This is a genomic window from Streptomyces qinglanensis (assembly GCF_900111245.1).
Lineage (GTDB): Bacteria > Actinomycetota > Actinomycetes > Streptomycetales > Streptomycetaceae > Streptomyces > Streptomyces qinglanensis.
Map to the genome: position 1 here is coordinate 131,719 of NZ_FOGO01000008.1, position 20,192 is coordinate 151,910.

The 20,192-nt window shown below is 74.7% G+C and carries 13 protein-coding genes and 1 pseudogene; 4 read left to right on the forward strand and 10 right to left on the reverse strand.

Annotation, left to right across the window (positions count from 1 at the left end):
• Nucleotides 1-110 precede the first annotated feature (110 nt).
• The 5 genes and pseudogenes from BMX65_RS18335 to BMX65_RS18355 form a co-directional block, all read right to left on the reverse strand.
• Nucleotides 111-626, reverse strand: a pseudogene (locus tag BMX65_RS18335) (MarR family winged helix-turn-helix transcriptional regulator); the annotation flags it as partial.
• Between the two features lie 92 nt (nucleotides 627-718).
• The gene (locus BMX65_RS18340; RefSeq protein ID WP_075001410.1) at nucleotides 719-1,801 is read right to left on the reverse strand and encodes a PP2C family protein-serine/threonine phosphatase; all 1,083 of its coding nucleotides are present in this window, start codon (nucleotides 1,799-1,801) and stop codon (nucleotides 719-721) included.
• 277 nt (nucleotides 1,802-2,078) lie between these two features.
• Nucleotides 2,079-7,040, reverse strand: a complete 4,962-nt coding sequence (locus tag BMX65_RS18345; protein WP_075001411.1) for a DNA repair ATPase — start codon at nucleotides 7,038-7,040, stop codon at nucleotides 2,079-2,081.
• 91 nt (nucleotides 7,041-7,131) lie between these two features.
• Nucleotides 7,132-9,204, reverse strand: a complete 2,073-nt coding sequence (locus tag BMX65_RS18350; protein WP_075001412.1) for a flotillin family protein — start codon at nucleotides 9,202-9,204, stop codon at nucleotides 7,132-7,134.
• A 182-nt stretch (nucleotides 9,205-9,386) separates the two neighbouring features.
• Complete coding sequence (locus BMX65_RS18355; RefSeq protein WP_075001413.1) at nucleotides 9,387-10,001, reverse strand: hypothetical protein; 615 nt, start codon at nucleotides 9,999-10,001, stop codon at nucleotides 9,387-9,389.
• A 250-nt stretch (nucleotides 10,002-10,251) separates the two neighbouring features.
• On the opposite strand from BMX65_RS18355, the gene BMX65_RS18360 reads away from it, so the two are divergent.
• Both BMX65_RS18360 and BMX65_RS18365 read left to right on the forward strand, forming a co-directional pair.
• Nucleotides 10,252-11,319: a PucR family transcriptional regulator gene (locus BMX65_RS18360; protein ID WP_075001414.1), complete on the forward strand. Its 1,068-nt coding sequence runs from the start codon at nucleotides 10,252-10,254 to the stop codon at nucleotides 11,317-11,319.
• A 23-nt stretch (nucleotides 11,320-11,342) separates the two neighbouring features.
• Entirely contained in the window at nucleotides 11,343-11,753 is a 411-nt protein-coding gene (locus BMX65_RS18365; RefSeq protein ID WP_075001415.1) for a pyridoxamine 5'-phosphate oxidase family protein, read from the forward strand.
• 18 nt (nucleotides 11,754-11,771) lie between these two features.
• Here the strand turns inward: BMX65_RS18365 and crcB are convergent, their stop codons facing one another.
• The 3 genes from crcB to BMX65_RS18380 are packed head-to-tail and all read right to left on the reverse strand — an operon-like array spanning nucleotide 11,772 to nucleotide 12,909.
• Nucleotides 11,772-12,155, reverse strand: coding sequence for a fluoride efflux transporter CrcB (gene crcB / locus BMX65_RS18370; RefSeq protein WP_075001416.1), 384 nt, complete (start codon nucleotides 12,153-12,155; stop codon nucleotides 11,772-11,774).
• Entirely contained in the window at nucleotides 12,152-12,532 is a 381-nt protein-coding gene (locus BMX65_RS18375) for a DUF190 domain-containing protein (protein WP_075001417.1), read from the reverse strand. The genes crcB and BMX65_RS18375 overlap by 4 nt, the downstream gene beginning before the upstream one ends.
• The gene (locus BMX65_RS18380; RefSeq protein WP_420856797.1) at nucleotides 12,529-12,909 is read right to left on the reverse strand and encodes a fluoride efflux transporter FluC; all 381 of its coding nucleotides are present in this window, start codon (nucleotides 12,907-12,909) and stop codon (nucleotides 12,529-12,531) included. Before BMX65_RS18380 ends, BMX65_RS18375 begins: the two co-directional genes overlap by 4 nt.
• 455 nt (nucleotides 12,910-13,364) lie before the next feature.
• On the opposite strand from BMX65_RS18380, the gene BMX65_RS18385 reads away from it, so the two are divergent.
• Nucleotides 13,365-14,186 (forward strand): endonuclease I family protein, encoded by an 822-nt coding sequence (locus BMX65_RS18385; protein WP_075001419.1) that lies wholly within the window; start codon nucleotides 13,365-13,367, stop codon nucleotides 14,184-14,186.
• Nucleotides 14,187-14,510: 324 nt separating this feature from the next.
• A complete protein-coding gene (locus tag BMX65_RS18390; protein ID WP_239501824.1) occupies nucleotides 14,511-14,741 on the forward strand; it encodes a LysM peptidoglycan-binding domain-containing protein in 231 nt (76 codons plus the stop codon).
• A gap of 122 nt (nucleotides 14,742-14,863) precedes the next feature.
• Here BMX65_RS18390 and BMX65_RS18395 read toward each other — a convergent pair whose 3' ends face one another.
• On the reverse strand, nucleotides 14,864-16,411 hold the full coding sequence (locus tag BMX65_RS18395; RefSeq protein ID WP_239501825.1) for a vWA domain-containing protein: 1,548 nt from the start codon (nucleotides 16,409-16,411) through the stop codon (nucleotides 14,864-14,866).
• 121 nt (nucleotides 16,412-16,532) lie between these two features.
• Complete coding sequence (locus BMX65_RS18400) at nucleotides 16,533-20,192, reverse strand: hypothetical protein (protein ID WP_075001421.1); 3,660 nt, start codon at nucleotides 20,190-20,192, stop codon at nucleotides 16,533-16,535.

The window sequence follows — 20,192 nt, forward strand, 5'->3', positions numbered from 1 at the left end:
CCGGAGCCGCCCGGGGACTGTTCCCCCGGTCCGTTCGGGGACTGCTCCGCGGCACCTCCCGGGGACTGCTCCGCGCTGCTGTCCGGCGTGGCCGGCCGCGCCGCGAGGTCGGCCAGGTCGCCCCAGCCCAGCGGGTAGGGGACGTCGGCGTCCGTGGGGGGCACCGGCGGCTCGCCGCCCGCCCGGTTGAAGTCCGTCAGCGCCTCGATGAGCGCGGCGCGCCGGTCGGGGGCGAGCCGTTCGACGACGGCCGCCAGCTCCCGGCGGCGGCGGGAGGTGACGCTGCCCACGATGCGCCGCCCCTCGCCGGTGAGCGTGAGGAGGGTCTCGCGGCGGTTGTGCGGGTTGGTCTGGCGGTCCACGAACCCGGCCGTGATCAGCCGGTCCGCCATCCGCATGGCCGTCGAGGGCGCCACCCGCAGCAGCTCGGCGACCGCGACGAGCTTGGTGGCGCCGCGGGAGGAGAGGGCCACCAGCATCCGGAACTGCGGCAGCGTCACCCGGTCCTCGACCTCGGCCAGCGAACTGGCCGACACCGCCACCAGCACCCTGGACGCGGTCAGTACGGCGCGGGTGACCGCGTCCACATCGTCCAAACCCTCCAGCGGGTCTCCGCTCTCGGTCATGTCCCCTTTTTACCGCTTCCTTCTCTTCCGCATCCTGCGGTCTCCCGGGCCGGCCGGTTGCCGGACTGTTCGCCGCCTGGGCACACGGGGCCTCAGTCGCGCCCGGTGCCGCGCCCCGGGCGGTAGCGCACCAGGAGCATCGCGGCGTCGTCGTCCTGGACGCCGCCGGTGTAGCGGTCCACATCCTCCCGCAGCGTGTCCAGCGCGGCCTGCGCGTCGCCAGTGCGCAACAGCCCGCCCTTGTCCTTGAGCGGGTAGAAGTCGCCCTCGCCGTTCCGGGCCTCGGTCACCCCGTCGGTGTAGAGGAGGAGTTGGTCGCCCGGCGCGAACTCGGTGCTGAACGCGGCGGGCGGCTCGCCGCCGTGCGCGGCCAGCCCGAGCGGCAGCGCGTAGCTGGCGGGCCGGGGGAAGTCCACGACGCCGCCCCGGCGGACCAGCATCGGCGGCGGATGGCCGTGGTTGAGGAAGACCACGGTGCGCTCCTTGGGGCGGACCTCGGCGATGATGGCCGTCACGAACTTCTCGTCCTCCAGCTCGCGGCCCACGCTGCGCTCCAGCCGGGCGCCCAACTGCGTCAGGTCCGGCTCCTCGTAGGCGGCCTCCCGGAAGGTGCCCAGCACCACGGACGCGGTCTCCACCGCCGCCAGCCCCTTGCCCTGCACATCGCCGACGATCAGCCGTATCCGGTCGGCGGACGCGGCCACCTCGTACAGATCGCCGCCGATCCGCGCCTCGGCCACGGCCGAGGTGTAGGAGACCGCCACCCGCAGCGGGCCCGCGCTGCGCGGTACCGGACGCAGCAGCACCCGCTGGGCGACCTCCGCGATCGAGCGCACGCTGGCCAGTTCCTCCTCGCGCCGGCCCCGCATGATCGCGGCCACCACACCGGCGACGGTGACCCCGGCGACGGACGCCAGGGCCGTGTAGCCGCGCCGGGTCAGCAGGAGGTCGTCGTAGATCCCCAGCCCGACGCAGAGCAGCATCGCCAGCGCGCCGACCACCAGAGTGCGCCGCCAGGTGCCGACCAGTCCGGCGAAGGCGGGGCCGAGGGAGACCAGCGGCAGGAAGCCCACCTCGGGGCCGGCCAGCATGTCGACACCGGCCACCACCGCCATCACCAGGACCGGCAGCAGTACCAGCACGGTGTAGGTACGCTGCTCGCGCCCCTCAGCCATGGTGCTCCCTTGCGACGTCACGCGTGCGGAACCGCTTCCGCCGCGGCCCTTTCGCTCGGAACTTCACCCTAAGCAACGGCCGCAGCGGGCCACGGGTGCCCCGGCCGTCTCGTTATCCGATCGCAGCGCCCCGCCGCGGGCGCCCGGACCTGCCGCGCGGCCCGTCGCGGCAGCGGTTCCCGACAGGCCCGCGCCCTTCAGGAGCCCTGGACCCGCGCCCTGTGCGCTGTCCGCGGCAGGGCGCGGAGGGCCCGCCGGAGCCGCGGCCGGGACGTGCTCACCCCCGTTCCGGCGCCCGGGTGCCCGGCTGCCGGAGCAGGGCCGCCTCCACGGCGGCCACCCGGTCGGCCAGCAGACCGAGCGCCGCGACGGCGCGGGCCATCGGGTCGGTGTCCGTGTCGCCGAGGGCCTGCGTGCGGACGTAGCCGCGCTTGATCTCCGCCCACCGGTCCGCCCGGTCGCCGGTGAGCACGCCGCGCAGTTCGGCCAGCTTGAGCAGGTTGGCCTCGGCGTCCGCGGTGAGGGTCTGCGCCTCGGCGGTGAAGTGGTCCTCGACCAGGGCGCCCAGCTCCGCGTCGTTCATGACCGGCTGCACCCGCTGCACGATCTTGTTCATGGTGCGGTACGAGCCCTGGAGCCGGAACGGCGGCTCGGTGCGGGTCGCGTCGGTCTGTCCGGCGGAGGCGATATAGGCCCGGTTGACCGCGAGGACGGTCTCGCGCACCGCCAGCACGTGGCGCAGCACGGCCAGGATCCGGTCCAGCTCGGCGGGCGGGCAGGGGTGGGAGAGCCGGTCGGCCCGCGCCTCGGACGCGCCCCGGGCCAGCGCGACCAGCAGTTCGACGTCCGCCCGGGGGCGGGCAGCGAGCGGCGCCAGCACCGGGTGGGAGGTCAGCGCGTTCTCCACGAAGCTGAGCGCGAAGGCGTCCTGCTTGCCCGTCAGGACCTCGCCCAGGTTCCACACGTCGGCCCGGTTGGCCAGCATGTCGGGGATGCGGAAGCGGCTGCCGGAACCGGTGTAGGGGTTTCCGGCCATGCAGACGGCGAAGCGCTTGCCGCGCAGGTCGTAGGTGTGCGGTGCGCCCTCCCAGACGCCCTCCACCCGCCGGGTGCCGTCGCACAGCGGGATGAACTTCTCCAGGAACTCCGGTGCGGTGTGCTGGATGTCGTCCACGTACAGCAGGGTGTTGCTGCCCGCCTTCAGCGCGAGGTTGATCTTCTCCAGTTCCTGCCGCGCCGTCGCGTGCGGCGCCTGGGCCGGGTCCAGGGAGGTCACCCCGGAGCCGAGGGCCGGGCCGTTCACCTTGACGAGCAGCAGCCCGAGCCGTTCGGCCACGTACTCCAGCAGTGTCGTCTTGCCGTAACCCGGCGGGGAGAGCAGGAGCAGCAGTCCGCCGAGCGCCCCGGCTCCGGTGTCGGTACCGAGCTGCTTGGCCAGGTTCTCGCCGATCAGCGGCAGCCACACCTCGTCGATGAGCCTGCTGCGGACGAACCCGGGCAGGGCCTGCGGCCGGTGGTCGGCCAGCCGCAGCCGGTCCCGCTCCTGCCCGACCAGCCGGGCGCGGCGCCGCTGGTGGGCACGGAAGGCGGGCACGGCCTCGGCCCGGAAGGCGGCGGTGCGGGCGAGGAACTCGTCGATCCGCACGGTGAGTTCGCCGTCCCGGACGCGCGGGTGGGCGCCGAGCAGCCCGCTCACGGTGCGGGTGAGCGGCGCGTCGCCGTCGTAGCGCTCCAGCTCCGGGCACAGGTGCGCGGCCACCGCCTCGGCGAGGTCGCCGGGGGTGGCGCCGGAGCCGGTGGAGCGGGCATAGGAGGACAGCCAGGCGGTGGCCAGTTGATGCCGTTCGGCGAGGGTGTCCAGCGCGGCGAGGTCGGCCAGGTAGCCGTCGTGGAGGTCAGGTTCGACGCCGTGCCGGAACTTCTCCAGCAGCGCACGGGCAGCGCCGCTCAGGACGAACCCGGCGGGGTTGCCGGTCAGTTCGTGCAGCAGGTAATCGGCGGCGGCCTCCGGCCGGCCGCCGGCCCCGGCGGTGGCCGGCTGCTCCCGGCCGAACGCCCCGATCGCGGCGGCCAGTTCGTCGCGGAGTCCGGCGCCGGCCGCCACCGGGCCGAAGGTCTCGCCCGCGCGGGCCAGCGAGACCGCCCGCCGCGTCCAGGCGTCCCGCTGTCCGGGCGCGGTGCCGTGGGTCCAGAACAACTGCGCGGCGGCGCGGGCGCCCGGCTCGTGGCGCAGCGCTCCGGCCCCCTCGTGCAGCTCCAGCAGCGTGCGCAGGACGAGGACGGCGTCGTGGTCGTGGACGCCGCGCTCGTAGCCCTCGTCGTAGGCGTCCCGGGCGGCCTGCCGGACCAGTCCGGGCAGGTCCTCGACCGCACCGAGGGCCTGCGGGCCGTGCTCGTCCAGCAGCCGGGCCGCCAGGTGCTCGGCGCGGTAGACCTCCGCCGACTCGGACGGGAGCAGCCGCTCGCCCAGCGCGCGGTCGGCCAGCAGTTCCGGGTCGGTGACGGGCGTGCGGTAGTCGGTGCCGGTCAGGGTGAGGGCCAGCCCGTCCCCGTCGGGTACCAGGGTCAGGTCCAGCGGCTGGGTGTTGACCGCGAAGCGGTGGCGGCCCAGGCGCAGCACGCTGCCGCCGTCCAGATAGAGCTCGCCGCGGTCCCGCAGGGCACGCGCCGCCTCCTGGCGCGCGGTCGACAGCCGGTCCTCCAACTCCTGGGCGCGGGCCGACTCGCCGGACTCGCGCAGGGCACCGGCGGTGCGCCGCACGGCGTCCGCCATCGGGTCGGAGGTGAAGAACGCGGCGAGTTCCTGGCTGTCGGCCAGTTCGGCGGCGCGCCGGGCGAGGGTGCCCAGGGTGCGCTCGGCGGAGCCGACGAGCTGTTCGGTGCGGCGGGCCCTGGCGTCGGCCAGCGCCTGCTTGCGGGCGGCGAAGGCGTCGTTGAGCTCGGCGCGCTTGGCGTCGAGGTCGGCGAGGAAGTCGGGGGACTCGGCGAACCGCCGCTCCAGGTCCTCGACCTTCGCCAGCAGCCGGGCGTGCTGGGTGTCGCACTGCTGCGGGGTGTCGCCCGCGGCGAGCGCGGCGGTCAGGGACTGGCCCAGCAGCGCGAACTCCGCGGCGAACTCGGCCTGGGACTCGCTCGCGAGCAGGGTGCGGCGGCGGGCCTCCGCCGTGGCGCGGGCCCGGTTGAGCCCGCCGGCCACCTCCGAGACGCGCTCCAGGACGGCGGTGCGCACGGCCGCGTCGCCCGCCTCCAGTGCGCCGATCACCTCGGTGACGGTGCGCAGCCCTTGGTCCAGGGCGCCGATCCGCTCGGCGACGGCGGCGGCCTCGGCGGCCGTGCCGGCGTCCCGCGCGGCGGCGATCAGCTCCTCGATTTCGCGGTGGTGGTCCGCGAACGCGTCCTCCTCGCGCAGGCTCTCGACCGCCCGCAGGCCGAAGGCGGCCAGTTCGGATGCGGCTTCGGCCGCCAGTTCGGCGGCGCGCGCGGTGTCGGCGTAGCGCGTCTCGGCGCAGCCGAGCAGTCTGCCCTGGGCGGCGCGCAGCGCGGTCAGCCCCTCGACCCACGCGGCGGCCGGGCGGGGCTCGTCGCCGCGCACCTGCCGCACCACCGCGGCCAGCGCTGCTGCCGCGGCCTCCAGCTCCTCGGCAGCCTGCCGGGTGAGGTCGCGGACGGTCTCGAACTCGGCGAGGACCTGCGCGGCGGTGCCCGCCAGCTCCTGGAGCGGGGTGTGCAGGTCCCCCGTCTCCGGGGCGCCCAGCCAGGGGTGGCTGTCCGCGGTGCGCTCGCAGGCCGCGGCCAGGGCCCGGTAGCGCTCCGCGGTCGGCTCACCGTGTGCGGGCGCGGCGGAGCGGGCGACGGCCAGGCAGGCGGAGATGCCGCCGACCAGGTCCCGGTTGCCGATCCGGGCCAGCGGTCCGGCGTCCCCGCCCGCCGCTCCTCCCGAGGCGGCCTCGAACGCGTCGGACACGTACGGGGACGCCCAGGTCTGCACGGTGTGCACCCGTCCGGGCTCCGCGCCGTCGTCGCCGTCCGCGCGCAGCACGGCCAGGGTGCCGTCGCCGAAGAGCGCGTGCCCCTTGCAGACCAGCGGGGCGGCGAACTCCTGGCGCAGGGTGCTGTAGGACAACAGCAGGTCGCGGCCGCCGTCCTGGGGCGCGTGGAAGGCGAAGAGCACGTCCTCCCCGTTGGGGGCCCGCAGTGCGGCCTCGAAGCCGAACCCGGCGGTGTCCACCGCGTCGAAGGTCTTCCACTCGCCCGAGGCCAGGCAGTAGCCGCCGGGGAAGACGACGCCGCCGTCGCCGGGCAGTCGGCGGCAGGCCGCGCCGATCCCGTCCAGCCGGACCACCTGCCGGGTGAGCGGGTTGACGACCAGGTAGCGGCGCTGCTGCTCCTTGTAGGGCCGCACGCGCAGCAGGACGAGCGGGCCGACGGCGGCGTGGGCGATCTCCGCGTCCGCGAGCGACTGGAGGGCGTCGCTGACGGGCTCGCGGTACAGCTCGCCGGAGTCCGCGGCACCGGGGCCGTCCCCGGTACCGGGCCTGTCCGTCTCGTTCCCGGTTCCGGTGCCGTTCCCGTCCCCGACGGTGAGGAAGCCGCCGACCGTGGAGACCTGGATCCCGTCGCCGATCGCGACGTACGGACGGCGCCCGGAGACGTGGTCCTCGCGGGTCGCCTCGGTCCACGCCAGGTCCGGCTCGGGCGGGGCGGTGTGGTCGCGTTCGCCGCGCGCGTCCAGGAACCGGGCGCTGCCGCCGTCCGGGGCAATCTCCCAGCGCAGCACCCGGATGTCGGCGGGGCTCTCGCCGGTCTGGAAGACGGCCAGCAGCCTGCCCTCGACCGGGCGCAGCCGCAGCAGCCTGGCGTGCCGGTAGTAGCGGTGGAGCGCGGCGAACTCGTGCCGGAAGTCCGCGTCGTCCAGCAGTCCGGGGACCGCGTCGGCGGGCAGCGGGTTCAGCTCCCGGTCGTGGAGGGTCAGCACGTCGCCCGGTTCGGTGCGGCCGTCCGCGGGGGCCACGGCGTGGCGGCCGAACAGCAGCCGGTCCCCCACCGCCACCACGTCGCGCGGCAGGCTCGGGCGTGCGGTGTGCAGCCGTCCGGTGCCGGCCAGCCCCAGCCGCCGGGCGCCGAACTCCTCGGTGCGCAGCGCATCGAGCGCCTCGGCGCGGCGGGCGAGTTCGGCGGCCTGCGCGGCGAGCCGGTCGCGCAGCACCTCGTACGTTCCGGTGTCCGGACCGGTGTCCATCGCGGGCTTCCTTCCTCGGAGCGGGTGGGTGCGGGGCCGGTGCGGCCTGCCGGGACACGCCGGTCCCGGCAGGCCGGTTGCGGGCTGCGGGTCAGTCCTGGCCGCCGCTGTGCGCGGCGGCGGTGCGGCCGTCCCCGTTCAGTTCGGCCAGCGGCATGTCCGCCAGACCGAGCTTGCGTGCGGTCTGCAGCAGTTCGCCCAGTTGCCCGGACTGCTGCCCGCCGTCGCTCATCAGCTTCGTCAGCAGCGCGGAGACGGTCAGGTTCTGCACGTCGCCGGTGCTGAAGGAGCCCAGCACCCGGGTGAGGTCGCGGGTGAAGTCGGCGGAGCCGTCCAGCCACGGTCCGGCCAGGGCCTGCGCGGTGCGGGAGTTGTCGACGAAGCCGTCCACGCTCTTGCCCAGCGAGACGGCGGAGACGAGCCGGTCGAAGAAGGCGGACTCGCCGCCGACGATGTCGATGTCGGCGCTCTCCAGCCCCTTGGCCAGCACGGCGGCCTGTGCTTCGGCGAGCTGCCGCTGGGTGTCCAGGCCGGCCAGCCGCACCTCCTTGTCGGCCTCCAGGCGCAGCCGGTACTCCTCGTGGGCGCGGGACGCCTCGTCCAGCGCGGCCATCGCCGCCGCCTTCTCCGTCAGGCCCGCGGCCTCGGCCTTGAGCTTCTCGCCGACCGCGGCGGCCTCCGCCTCCGCCCGGGCGCGGGCGCCCTCGGCCTCGGCGCGCAGCCGGGCCGCGACGGCCTCGGCCTCGGCCCGGCCGGCCTTCTCGATGACCTCGGCCTCCTTGTCGCGCACCTGGATCTCGGCGAGCCCCGGTGCGGCGTTCTCGGCCTGCACGCCCTCGGCCAGCCGCGCCTTGGCCTTGGCGTCCAGGTCGGCGGCCTTGAGCCGGGCCTCGGAGAGGGTGAGTTCCTCGGCGGCCCGGTGGGTGGCGGCCTGCTCGGCGGCCTCGGCCGCCTTGATGTCCTTGACCAGCTTCTCCTGCGCCTCGGCCTCGGCCGCGATGACGAGGGCCTGCCGGTCGCGCTCGGCCTCCTCGACCGTGCGCAGCTTCTTGATGGACTCCTCCTGCTCGGCGACGGTCCGGTCGACGGCGACGCGTTCGCGGATCACCTCGGCGATGTCCCGGCGCTGGGCCTCGACCTCCTTCTCCGCCGAGATGCGGGTCAGTTCGGTCTCCCGGTCGCGGGCGATGACCTCCAGGAGGCGGTCCTTCTCGATGCGCTCGTTCTCGATGGCGATGACGCGCTCGCGGTTCTTCTGGGCGACGGCGATCTCGCGGTTCTGGTTCTCGCGCTGCACCCCGAGCTGCTCCTCGGTGCGCAGGAACGCGGCCTGGGCGCGCTGCCGCTCCTCCTCCACGACCCGGGCCGTCTCGGCCTCCTCACGGGCCCGCACGGTCTCGATCTCGCGCTTCTGCTTGGTCTCGGCGTCCGCCTGGCGGCGCTCCAGCTCCAGGATCGCCTCGCGCGCGTCGACGTTCTGGCGGGTGATCTCCTTCTCCTCGCCGCGCTGGAACTCGTTGGTGCGCACGTGTTCGGCGGCGGTCAGCTCGGTGATCTTCCGGATGCCCTGCGCGTCCAGGACGTTGGCGGCGTCCAGTTGGGCCAGCGGCGTCTGCTCCAGATAGTCGATGGCCGCGTCCTCGAGGCTGTAGCCGTTCAGATCGGTGCCGATGACCTGGATGATGCGGTCGCGCAGTTCGTCGCGCTTGGTGTACAGGTCGGCGAAGTCGAGTTGCTTGCCGACGGTCTTGAGCGCCTCGGAGAACTTGGCGTTGAACAGCTCCTGGAGCGTGCCCTTGTCGCTGGCCCGCTCGGTGCCGATGGCCTGCGCCACCTTGATGACGTCCTCGACGGTCTTGTTCACCCGCACGAAGAAGGAGATGCGGATGTCGGCGCGGATGTTGTCCTTGCAGATCAGCCCGTCCCGGCCGGTGCGCGAGATGTCGATGGTCTTCACCGAGATGTCCATGACCTCGGCCTTGTGCAGGACGGGCAGCACGACCTGCCCGGTGAAGGTGACGTCGACCTTGCGCATCTTGGAGACGATCAGCGCACGCCCCTGCTCCACCTTGCGGAAGAGCCGGGAGACGACGAGCAGGGCGGCGAGCACGATCAGCAGGACGACGGCGACGAGCACGCCGAGGCCCAGGTTGAAGGTTTCCATGTGACGACCTCTACGAAGAAGGAGCGGCTCGGGGAGCCGGTGTGCGGCGGTGGTCCGGTGGCCCGCGGTCCGGCCGGGCGGCCGGTGCGCGCGCATGGCGGCGCGGCGGTCCGGGGGTCCGGTGGTCCGGTGGTCCGGTGGTTCGGTGGTTCGGTGGTTCGGTGGTTCGGTGATCCCGTGGGTCAGTCGAAGGTGCGGCGCGGGTCGAGCGCCGGGTCGAAGGGCGCCACCCAGAAGAACTCGCCCACGTCGTCGTAGGCGTACAGCAGGCCGGTGCTGCCCCGCGTCAGCCGGGCGGTCCCGCTCTGCCGGACCTGGACGAGCGCGCTGGAGCCGTCCTCGGCGGTGACCTCGGCCTGGCCGAACCCGCCGTCCACCTTCCGGGTGCGGACGGTGCAGGTCAGGCCGACGAAGTCGTGGCGCGAGGGGCCGGTTCCGGCCGGCAGCACCCGGGCCGCCGTACGCGCCGCCGCGCGGACGAGCGGCCGGCCTGCCGGCACTGCGGCGGCCAGCAGTGCGACACCCGCGGCTGCCTGCTGCCCCGGCCCGAGCCCGGCCCGGTCCAGCAGCAGCCCGCCCGCCAGGCTCAGCAGCCAGGCGACCGCCGTCAGCAGCGAGACCCCGACGGCGGCCGGAAGTCCGGCCAGTCCGTGGAAGGCGGAGCCGAACGGCGCCGCGAAGTCCTCCGGGTCGACGCTGCCGAGGGCGGCGAGCAGCCAGCCCAGGACGACCACGAGCAGGGCGGCGGAGAACACGACGGTGGGGAAGGCCGTGGTCGCTTCCAGGAAAGTTCCCATGGCCGTCCCCTCCGTCGCCCCCGTTGGCCTCAGCGCCACACCCTGCCGGTGTACGGCACCCCCTGCCGGTGTGCGGCACTGAGGCATCCCCCGGTTCCCCCCGGATTCCCCCGTGGTTCCCCCCGTGGCAAGCATTCTGGTCGCGGAGCACCCCGCACCGCATTGCCGGAACCCGGCAGCGTTCTCTAGGGTCTGCGTGCCGGACGGCGTCAGGAACCGTCAACGCGGCGCCGGGAGAGCGGAGATACGGGTGAGTGACGCTGCAGGCATACCGGAGACCTATCTGGACGGCTACGTCGCGCTGCTGGACGAGGTCTGCCGGACGGGCCGCCGGCTGAAACGGGACGAGCTGGAGACCCGGCGCGAGCTGGGGGAACGCGCGGCCGACGCCGGGTTCGGGCTGCGCGACCTGGTCAGCGCCCACCTCACGGCCGCGCGGACGGCCTGGCCGACCCTGCCGGGCGACGCCGACAGCCTGCTGACGGTGATGCACCAGGTGGTCGACGCGGTGGCCGAGGGATACGAGCGCGCCCAGCGGCAGGCGGTCCGCCAGGAGGAGGCCACCCGGCGGGAGTTCATCGACGACCTGCTGCACGGCCGCAGCGACCTGGGCCGGCTGGCCGAGCGCGCCGAGCGCTTCGGGCTGCGGCTCTCGCACACCCACGCGGTGGCCGCGGCGCGCGGTCCGGCCGACTACGACGAGAGCCACCAGGTGGCCCGCCGGGTCGAACGCGCGCTGATCGCCCGCTTCCACGACCGGGGCATCCTGCTGACCACCAAGGAGGGCCGGATGCTCTGCGTGGCGCCGGGCGACCAGCCCGAGGTGCTCACCCACTTCGCCAAGCAGTGCTACGCCGCGATGGACGGCGGCCAGGTGGCGATCGGGCGCGTCCAGCCCGGTCCGGGCGGGGTGGTGCAGTCCTACGAGGAAGCCGTCAGCGTCCTGGACCTCGGCGCCCGGCTGGAGCTGCGCGAACCGGTGCTCTACGCCTCGGATCTGCTGGTCTATCCGGTGCTGACCCGCGACCGGCAGGCCATGGCCGACCTCGTGCAGGCGACGCTGGGTCCGCTGGGCGCGGCCCGGGGCGGAGTCGAACCGCTGCTGGAGACGCTCACCGCCTACTTCGAGTCCGGCTGTGTGGCCGCGGAGGCGGCCCGGCGGCTCTCGCTCAGCGTGCGTGCCTTCACCTACCGGCTGGAGCGGATCCACCAGTTGACCGGAGCCAGCCCCACCGACCCCGCACACCGCTACATGCTGCAGACCGCGGTGATCGGCGCCCGGCTGCTCGGCTGGCCCGGCACACCGCTGAGCGCGTGACGGGGGCCGGTAGCGTTCCGCCCATGAGTACACAGACCGCGGCCGGGGTGGATCCCGGCTTCTGGGAGGAGCGCCGCATCTGCTTCCTCACCACCCCGCGCCCCGACGGCACCCCGCACCTGGTCCCGGTCGGGGTGACCTACGATCCGGAGACCCGGATCGCCCGGGTCATCAGCAGCCGCTCCAGCAAGAAGGTCCGCAATGTGCTGGCCGCCGGACCCGAGGGGGCGCGCGCCGCGGTGAGCCAGGCCGAGGGGCGCCGCTGGTGCACCCTGGAGGGCACCGCCGTGGTGCGGGACGACCCGGAGTCGGTGGCCGACGCCGAGGAGCGCTACACCCGGCGCTACAAGCCGCCCCGGCCCAATCCGGACCGGGTCGTCGTCGAGATCGCCGTCACCCGGGCGCTGGGCACCGCCAGGCCGGCGGGCTGGTGAGCCGGGCCGCGCGGCCGGTCAGCCCCAGGCGGCCCGGGCCAGCGCGACGCCCGCGAAGGCGGCCCCGAGTCCGGCCGCCAGGCTCGCCGCCACGTTGAGCAGCGCGTAGCGGGCGGCGCCCTGCTCGGCGAGGCGCAACGTCTCGTAGGAGAACGTCGAGTAGGTGCTCAGCGCGCCGCACAGCCCGGTGGCCAGCAGGAGCTGCGCCTGCGGCGCCGCGAGGACCGGGGCCCCGGCCGACGCCGCGCCGGTGAGCAGGCCCAGCAGCAGGCAGCCCGCGACGTTCACGGTGAACGTGCCCCAGGGGAAGAGCGCGTCGTGCCGGGCCTGCACGGCCCGGTCGGTCAGATAGCGCAGCGGCGCGCCGACGGCGGCGCCGACGCACACGTACAGCCAGTTCACGCGCCCGCCCCGCCGGACTCCCGGGGAGCGCCGCGGCCCGGCAGGCGGACCGTCTGCACCTCGTCGAGCAGCACCGGGCTCCCCCCGGTCAGGTCCTCCAGTTCGGGGAGGAAGGCCCGGATCCGGTCGGCCTCGTCGACGAGGACGACGGCCACCGGCAGGTCCTCGCTCAGCGACAGCAGCCGGGTGGTGTGCACCATCGAGGAGGCGCCGAAGCCCTCGATGCCGCGGAAGACGCTGGCACCGGCCAGCCCGGCCGCGTGCGCCCGGTGCACGATCTCGGCGTACACGGGCCGGTGGTGGTGCTGGTCGCTCTCGCCGAGCAGCACGGTCAGCCGCAGCGCCTTCCCGTACCGGGCCGGGTCCGCTTCCGTCATCCCTGCCTCCCTGAGATCAGCCGGCGGGTGGTCCCCGCCGCGAGCCCGACCGCCGCCATCGCGCCCAGCAGCGTCAGGGCGAGGTAGCCCAGCGCGGTGCCGGGCGCGTCCGCCTCCAGCAGCCGCTCGATGTCCACCGCGTAGGTGGAGAAGGTGGTGAAGCCGCCCAGCACCCCGGTTCCCAGGAACGGCCGCACCAGTCGGTGTGCGGCCCAGACGTCGGTGATCAGGACCATGAACACGCCGATGACGGCGCATCCGGCCACGTTGACCCCGAGGGTGGTCCAGGGGAAGGCGCCGTGCGGGGTGGGCCACAGCAGCCCGGCGCCGTAGCGGGCGCAGGCGCCGAGCGCACCGCCGAGGGCCACGACCGCCATGACGGGGCCCTGGCCGCGCAGCGCCACGGGCGTGCGCGGGGGCCGCGCGGGGCGCCGCGAAAGCCTCTCCACACCTGTCTCCTACTCGCCGGGCGCCCGTGGGCGCGCGTCGTCGCAAGCAGGGACCGTTGGCGGCGCCGTCGCCGCGGTTGGTGTCCGGCGAGCCCCACCGCCGTGCGGGGCCGGGCGGCCGCCGCGCCCTCAGGTTAACGCCGGTCCCGCGGGCTCCGCACCCGCGGGGCCCGCGGCGTGCGGAAGCGCCGTCCGAGAGCCCTGAAGGCCCCGGGGAGCCGCGGCGAGCCGCGGACCGGGTCCGCTCACCGGGTTCGCTCACCGGGTCGCCCCCCTTGCGTGTGTTCGAAAATCTGGCAGGCTCCCCCCGTTCCATGCCAACACGGGGCGCATTCGGGGTACTTGACTCCCGTAGGTGTCCCGTGCCGTCGAGAGGACCCCCCATGCGTGCTGTTCACGCTCCTCTGGCCACCGCCCTGGGTACCGCCGCACTGCTGGTGCTGTCCCCGCAGGCACCGGCCTCGGCCATGCCCCTGACCCCCACCGGTCCCGCCGGATCGGCCACCGTCTACGACGCTCCCGCCGACTACTACCAGGACGCCGAGGGCAAGACCGGCTCCGAACTGAAGTCCGCGCTGCACGGCATCATCGAGGACTCCGAAGCGCTCTCCTACGACCAGGTGTGGGACGCGCTCAAGGAGACCGACCAGGATCCGGACGACTCCTCGTCCGTCGTCCTGTTCTACAGCGGCCGCTCGCAGAGCGCCGACGACAACGGCGGCGGCGCCGACCAGTGGAACCGGGAGCACGTCTGGGCCAAGTCGCACGGCGACCTGGGCACGGCGACCGGTCCCGGCACCGACGTCCACCAGTTGCGCCCCGCGGATGTCTCGGTCAACAGCATCCGCGGCAACAAGGACTTCGACGAGGGCGGCGAGGAGGTCGACCAGGCTCCCGGCAACCGCACCGACGACGACTCCTTCGAGCCGCGCGACGAGGTGAAGGGCGACGTGGCCCGCATCGTCCTCTACATGGCCGTGCGCTACGAGGGCGACGACGCGTTCCCCGACCTGGAGCCCAACGACGAGGTGGACAACGGCTCGGCGCCCGCCATGGGCCGCCTCTCGGTGCTGAAGGAGTGGAACGAGCAGGACCCGCCGGACACCTTCGAGAAGCGCAGGAACGACGTCATATACGACCAGTTCCAGCACAACCGCAATCCGTTCGTCGACCACCCGGAGTGGGCCGACTCGATCTGGCCCTGAGGACGACCGGAGCGGGGCCGGGCGCGCGGACGCGCCCCGGCCCCGCGTCCGTCCGGTCCCGGCTGTTTCCCACCGCCGTGCAACCCCGGCGGAACGTCCCCGCTTGTGACGCTTGTCTCCGACGGCTATGTCACACCCACCTGGGACGATCTTCGCGCAGGCGCATCACCAGCACAGATGCCGCTGTTGGGTGTCAAGCGGCTGCAACGATCTCCAGCGCCCCTCGTTGGAGCATCCGGCCAGACGTGCTTACGGTCGCTCCCGCTCGACACGTTCGCCCCGCACCAGAGGGCGGACAGCCGCGACCGTAAGGAACGAAAGACCATGCTGTTCTCCGGCAAGGGCCGTCATCGTCGTCCCGGCAAGCGTGCCCAGCCGCGGCAGCAGGCCCCCGGGACCGGCCACGGCACCTACACCGTCGAGCCGGGCGACCTCCTCGGCGAGATCGCCGAGGCGCACGGCACCACCTGGCAGCGGGTCTACCCGGACAACTCGTCCACCGTCGGTGACGACGCGGACCTGATCCTGCCCGGCCAGAAGCTGCAGGCCGGCTGAGCCGGCCGACACTTCCTCCGGACCGCCGTGGCCCGCGCCCCTTCCCCCGAGGGCGCGGGCCACGGCTCCTTCTCCGCCCGGCCCGGCAGCTCAGCAGGCCGTCTTCCGCCGGGCGGCGCGGATCAGGAGATGCCCCGGGCCTGGCTGATGTTCTTCGCCAGCCGGGCCGCCGAGGGCAGCCCCGGCTCCTCCGCGAGCCGGTCCGCCTCCGAGCGCAGCTTTGCGAGCGACGGCGCGGCGGGCAGCGGCTCGGCCTCTGCGGCTGCCGGGCTCGGCTCGGGGCCCGGCGAGGCGGCGTCCCCTCCGGCACGCAGCGCCTCGGCGAAGTAGGCGGCGACGGCCGACAGCCGCAGATACGGGGAGACCTCGCCCTTCCACAGGCTCTCCCCCGCCAGTTCCGAGGCGGCGATCTCGTGCTGCTCCTCGTGCGGCTTCCGGCTGTCGGGGTCCAGCCAGCGCACCGTCGCGGTGGCGGCCCTCCCCTTCGCGCCGTGTTCGAGCTTGACCGCGTACAGCGCCGTGACCGTGTGCCCCGGGCCGACCTCTCCCCCGTCGACGGTGTCGTCGCGGAAGTCGTCGTCGGCCACCTTGCGGTTCTCGTAGCCGAGCAGCCGGAAGTCGGTCACCGTGTCCTCGTCGAAGACGACCTGGGCCTTGGCGTCGCGGGCGCGCAAAGTGATGTTGCGGGGCAGTTGGTCGACGAAGACCTTGCGGGCCTCCGCCCGGGTGGAGAGGTAGACGGTGCTGCCGTCGCCCTTGTTGGTGAGGCGCTCCATCAGCGCGTCGCCGTAGTTTCTGCCCACGCCGACGCCGAAGAGCGAGAGGCCCTGCTCCTTGCGGTGGCGGGCGATGTGGTCGAGGATCCGGTCCGCGTCGGTCTCCCCCATGTTGGCGAGCGCGTCGGACATCAGCACGACCCGGTTGGTGGCGCCGGAGCGCCGGTGCTCGGCCGCCTGCCGGTAGCCCTCCTTCATCCCTGCGCTCAGGTCGGTGCTCGACTGGGCCTTCAGCTCCTCGACCGCCGCCCGCAGCCGGTCGCGGCCTCCGTCGTCCAGCCGGGTCATGGGCAGGACGGTCTCGGCTCCCCTGCTGAAGGTCACCAGCGAGACGGAGTCGCTCGCGCGCAGCCGGCCGGCTGCCGTCCGCAGCGCGTCCTTGACCAGGTCCAGCCGTCCGGGCCCGCCCATCGAGCCCGAGACGTCGAGGACGAAGGTGAGCGCGGCCGGGCGGCGCGGCGCATCCGGGTCGCTCTTCCTGGTGGCCAGCCCTACCCGCATCAGCGACCAGTCGCCCGCACCGAGGCGGGCGCCGTCCGCCGAGACCGAGAAGCCGTCACCCTTCGGCCGCCGGTAGCCCTGCGGAAAGCTGTTGACGAACTCCTCCGTACGCACCGTGCCGGGGGCCGGCCGGGCGCCGTCCCGGATCATGCGTTGCGCATAGCTGTAGGACGCCGTGTCGACGTCCAGCGCGAATGTCGAGCGGAAGTCGGCGGGTTCGCCGGGCTGGACGGCACCCTTCCCCGGTGGGGCGGCATCGCCCGCGTGGCCGCCGCCCCCGACGTAGCCCCGTTCGCGGCTGTCGGTCCTCGTGTCGTGGGTGCTGCCGGTACATCCCGACAGCACCCCCGCGGCCACCACCATGGCGACCCCCGCGAGCCGTCCCCTTCTCATCGCGTCCCCCTCACGCCGTCGTCCGGATGCCTCACTCCGGTGTGACGGGGCACGGCGCCGCCGGGACCCGTGCGGAAGGTCGCGATTCGGTGACGAACCGTTCGCGACCCCCGGCGGCAGCTCAGCGCGGATACGCGCCCGGGGCCAGCTCTTCCAGCAGGGCCCGGGTGCGCGGGGGGAGGCCCCGCTCCGCGCCGTGCAGCGCGGCGGCGCGCTCCGTGACCCAGCGCACGGCCTCGTCGAAGACGGCCTGCTCCTCCGTGTCGTGCGCGGCCCGCAGCAGCGCGTCCCACAGCCGCTCGTCGGCCGAGCCGCTCCGCAGCGCTGCGTACGCCGCCTCGACCGCGGCGCCGGGTTCGCCGAACCTGAGGTGCTCGGCGCAGAGTGCCAGCCCGACCTCGGCGACGAGCAGCGGGTGCTGGGCCTCGACCGCGTCGTGGGCGAGCCACCCGTAGCGGCCCTGCGGCCGGTCGGCGAGCAGCGGTCCGCGGGCGAGATCCAGGGCTTCGGCCAGCTTCTGGCGGCGCACCTGCGCCGCCAGCCTGCTGCCGCGCTCGCCGGTGCAGCCGTGGTGCAGGGTGCGCAGCACGTCCCAGTCGGAGACGACGGAGGGGCGCAGCGCGAGCCGTCCGTCCTTGTCGGTGGAGAGCCGGGGCGTGCCGTCGGTCTCGATGCCCAGCCAGCCACGCAGCCGTTCGACGAGCGCGTCCCGGACGTCGTCGGTGACGCCCTTGGGCCACAGCGCGGAGGCCAGCACCCGGGGGTGCACCCCGTCCCGGTTGAGCAGCAGCAGCGCCAGGGCCTCGTGCAGCAGCGCGCTGCGCGCCTCCTCGGGCGGTTCGATCCCGGTGACGTCGTAACTGCCCATGATCCGTGCATAGACGGCCGGGCGACCGCCCTCGCTCAGGTCGACGCGGAACCCGGGGCCCCGGCCGCTCTCGGACCGCTCTCCGTCGGCGTCGGCGAACAGTTCGACCACTGCGGTGCGCAGTTCCTCGGGCAGCAGTTGGGCCCGCACCCGCAGTCCCATCCGGGGTGCGGCGAGGGTGCCCTCGGCGTCGACCGTGAACTCCCACACCGCACTGGGCAGCCGCCCGTCGGCCACCCCGACGACGAAGCCGACGCGCGGCCCCCCGCGTTCGGTGGCGAGCGCCGCCAGCCGGTGCGCCTCCTCCTCGGTGGTCTCGGCGGCGACCAGCACCACCTGGGGTGCCGCCGGCTGCGCGCCGGAGGCGGCGGGTCCCTCGGTCCGTGCGGCCTCCCGCTCGCGCAGCAGCGCCGCCACGTCGGGCAGGTGCCGCACCCGGTCGGGAGCCAGCGCGCGCAGCTCCTCGCCGAAGCCGACGAGGGTGACTCCGGTCCCCTGCGACCAGCTTCCGGTGGCGAGTTCGGCGGCGACGGAGGCCAGGACGGCGGTGCGCCGCTCCTCCTCGCCGGCGACGGACACCAGGCCGGGCACCGACTCCAGGTTGAGCAGCAGCCGCGCCTCGCCGCGCAGGCCGAGGCTGACCAGGGCCGGGTAGGGCGGCGGGCCGCTGGTGTCCACGTCGAAGCGGGTTTGCGAGCGCTGGATGGTCCAGAAGGTGGGGCTCTGGCCGAACCGCCAGGGTGTCGGCGGCTGTCCGGCCTCCTCGGCCAGTTGCAGATGCAGATCCTGGCCGGTCAGCCAGGCCGCGTAGACGACGGGCAGCGTCCGTCCCGCCTCGGCCAGGTCCTCGGCCAGTCCGCGCAGCGCCCGGTCCAGGAACCGGACGGCGCCGGGGTCCGCTCCGGCGAGGAGCGCGTCGCGGGCCAGCGCGGCCGGGTCGGAGGGCGGTACGAAGTCGTCTCCGGTCGCGCGCCGGGACCGGCCGGTGACCGCCTTCCACAGTGCGGTCCGCCGCCGGCGCCCCAGCGCCGCCAGCACGCCCGCCGCCAGCAGCGGTGCCCCCAGCAGGGCTTCGGGGAGGCCCACCGGGCCGAGCACGCCGTCGCCGGTGTCCGCACCGGCCTCGTCCTGCGCGGGGCCGGACGAGTCGAGCCGGTTGCTCCGGTCGGCCTCCGGGATGCCGGCGTGGTCGAGGTCGGCGGCGGTGTCGTCCTCCGCGCGGTCCCCGGTACCGGTACGGCCGCCCTCGTCCCGGTCCCGGGAGCCGCCGTCGCGGTCCCGGGCATCGTCGCGGTCGCGGTCCGCCGCGCGCCGGTCGCTGCCGCCGCCGGGCGCGGAGTCGTGGGAGGAGCCGGAGTCGGTCCCGCCGGGCCGGATGTCCTCGGGCTGGGGGATGCCGGGGCCCGGAAGGCCGTCGTCGTCCGCCGAGTCCCCGAGGTCGTCGGTGCGGGTCGGTTCCCGCTCGGCCGGGGTCTCGGGGACGGACTGCCCCTGGCGGTCGGGGCTGTGCGCGTCCGGCGGGACGTCCAGCCGCTCCTCGGTGTCCGGCCGTGCCCCGGCGTCGTCCGCATCGGCGTCGGCAGCGTCGTCCGTGCCGTCACCGGTGCCGTCCGCGTCCTGGCCGGCCGGGGTGTCCCGGTCGCCGGGGGGCTGTCCGCCCGGGCCGCTGCCGTCCTCCGGGACCTCCTGGTCCGGCTTGGTGGCCGCCGGGTCCTCCGGGACGCTCGGCTGCAGTTCGGGGTCGGAGTCGTCGTCCCCGGCGCCGTCGTCGGAGGAGTCCGGCACCGGGTCGGCGTCCCGGTCGGGCGTGCCGTCGTCGGAGGGGTCCCCGTCCGGGGTGTCGCTGACCGGCGAGTCACCGCCGGGCACCCCGCTGCCGGGACCGTCATCGCCGGGCTTGTCGGTGTCGGAGCCCTCCCCGCCGGGCTCGTCGCTCTCGGACTCGCCGGGCGTGCTGGGCTCGTCCTGCTGCGGGGGCTGCTGCCGCCGGTCGCCGTGGCCGCCGCCCGCGTCGCGGCCCGGACCACTGCCCTGGTAGCGCTCGAACTGGGCACGCTCCCGCTCGCCCAGTTGCTGCGCGTCGTCCGGCATCTCGACCAGTTCGCCGCCGTGCGCGTCGGCGGGCATCTCCATGATCCAGCCGGGCCGGATGAGGCTCGCCTCGGACAGCCGGGAACCGTCCGGCTGCACCCGGTCCTTGTTGAGCCGGTAGATCTCCTTGTACCGCCGCCCGTCGTCCAGATGCCGTTCGGCGATCTCCCACAGCGAGTCGTGGTGCCGGCCCACCGGCGGCTGGATGCGGTAGAACTTCGTCTGCTGTGCCCGGTCCGAGGAGCCGCCCGCGGACTGCCGCCCCGCGCCGTCGCCCTTCCCCCCGGCGGCCGCCGGCACCACCGTGTCGCCGCTCCCGCCCATGACGTGCGCACCGCCGCCGCCCGTCAGCGCGTCGGATCCGGCCGACTGCTGCCCCGGCAGGAGCTGTGCACTGGCCACGGTCTGCGCGGGCTGGTGCGGCTGGACGGTGTGGCCGAGCTGGGCCAGTCCGGGCGCGAAGCTCGCCGTGCTGGAGCCCAGCAGCAGCACCGCGGTGACCAGTTGCCGGGCCAGCAGTTGGCTCGGGCCCGCACCCGGCACCCGGGCCGGCAGACCCACCCCGGAGAGCGCGCCCTTCACCTCGACCAGCACGCAGGCGGTGAACTGTGCCCAGGCCAGCCAGACGACGACCGTCAGGACGTCGATGAAGACCCCGGCGCTCACCTCGTCCCGCAGCATGTCCAGCGTCGGCATCCGGTGCGGCAGCGGCCAGCCGATGAAGTACGCCAGCGCCGCGGGCACCCCGGCCACCAGCGCGGCCAGCGCGAGGAACGCGCCGCACGCCTTGAGCAGGTCTCCGAACGTGCGGCGGGTGCGCAC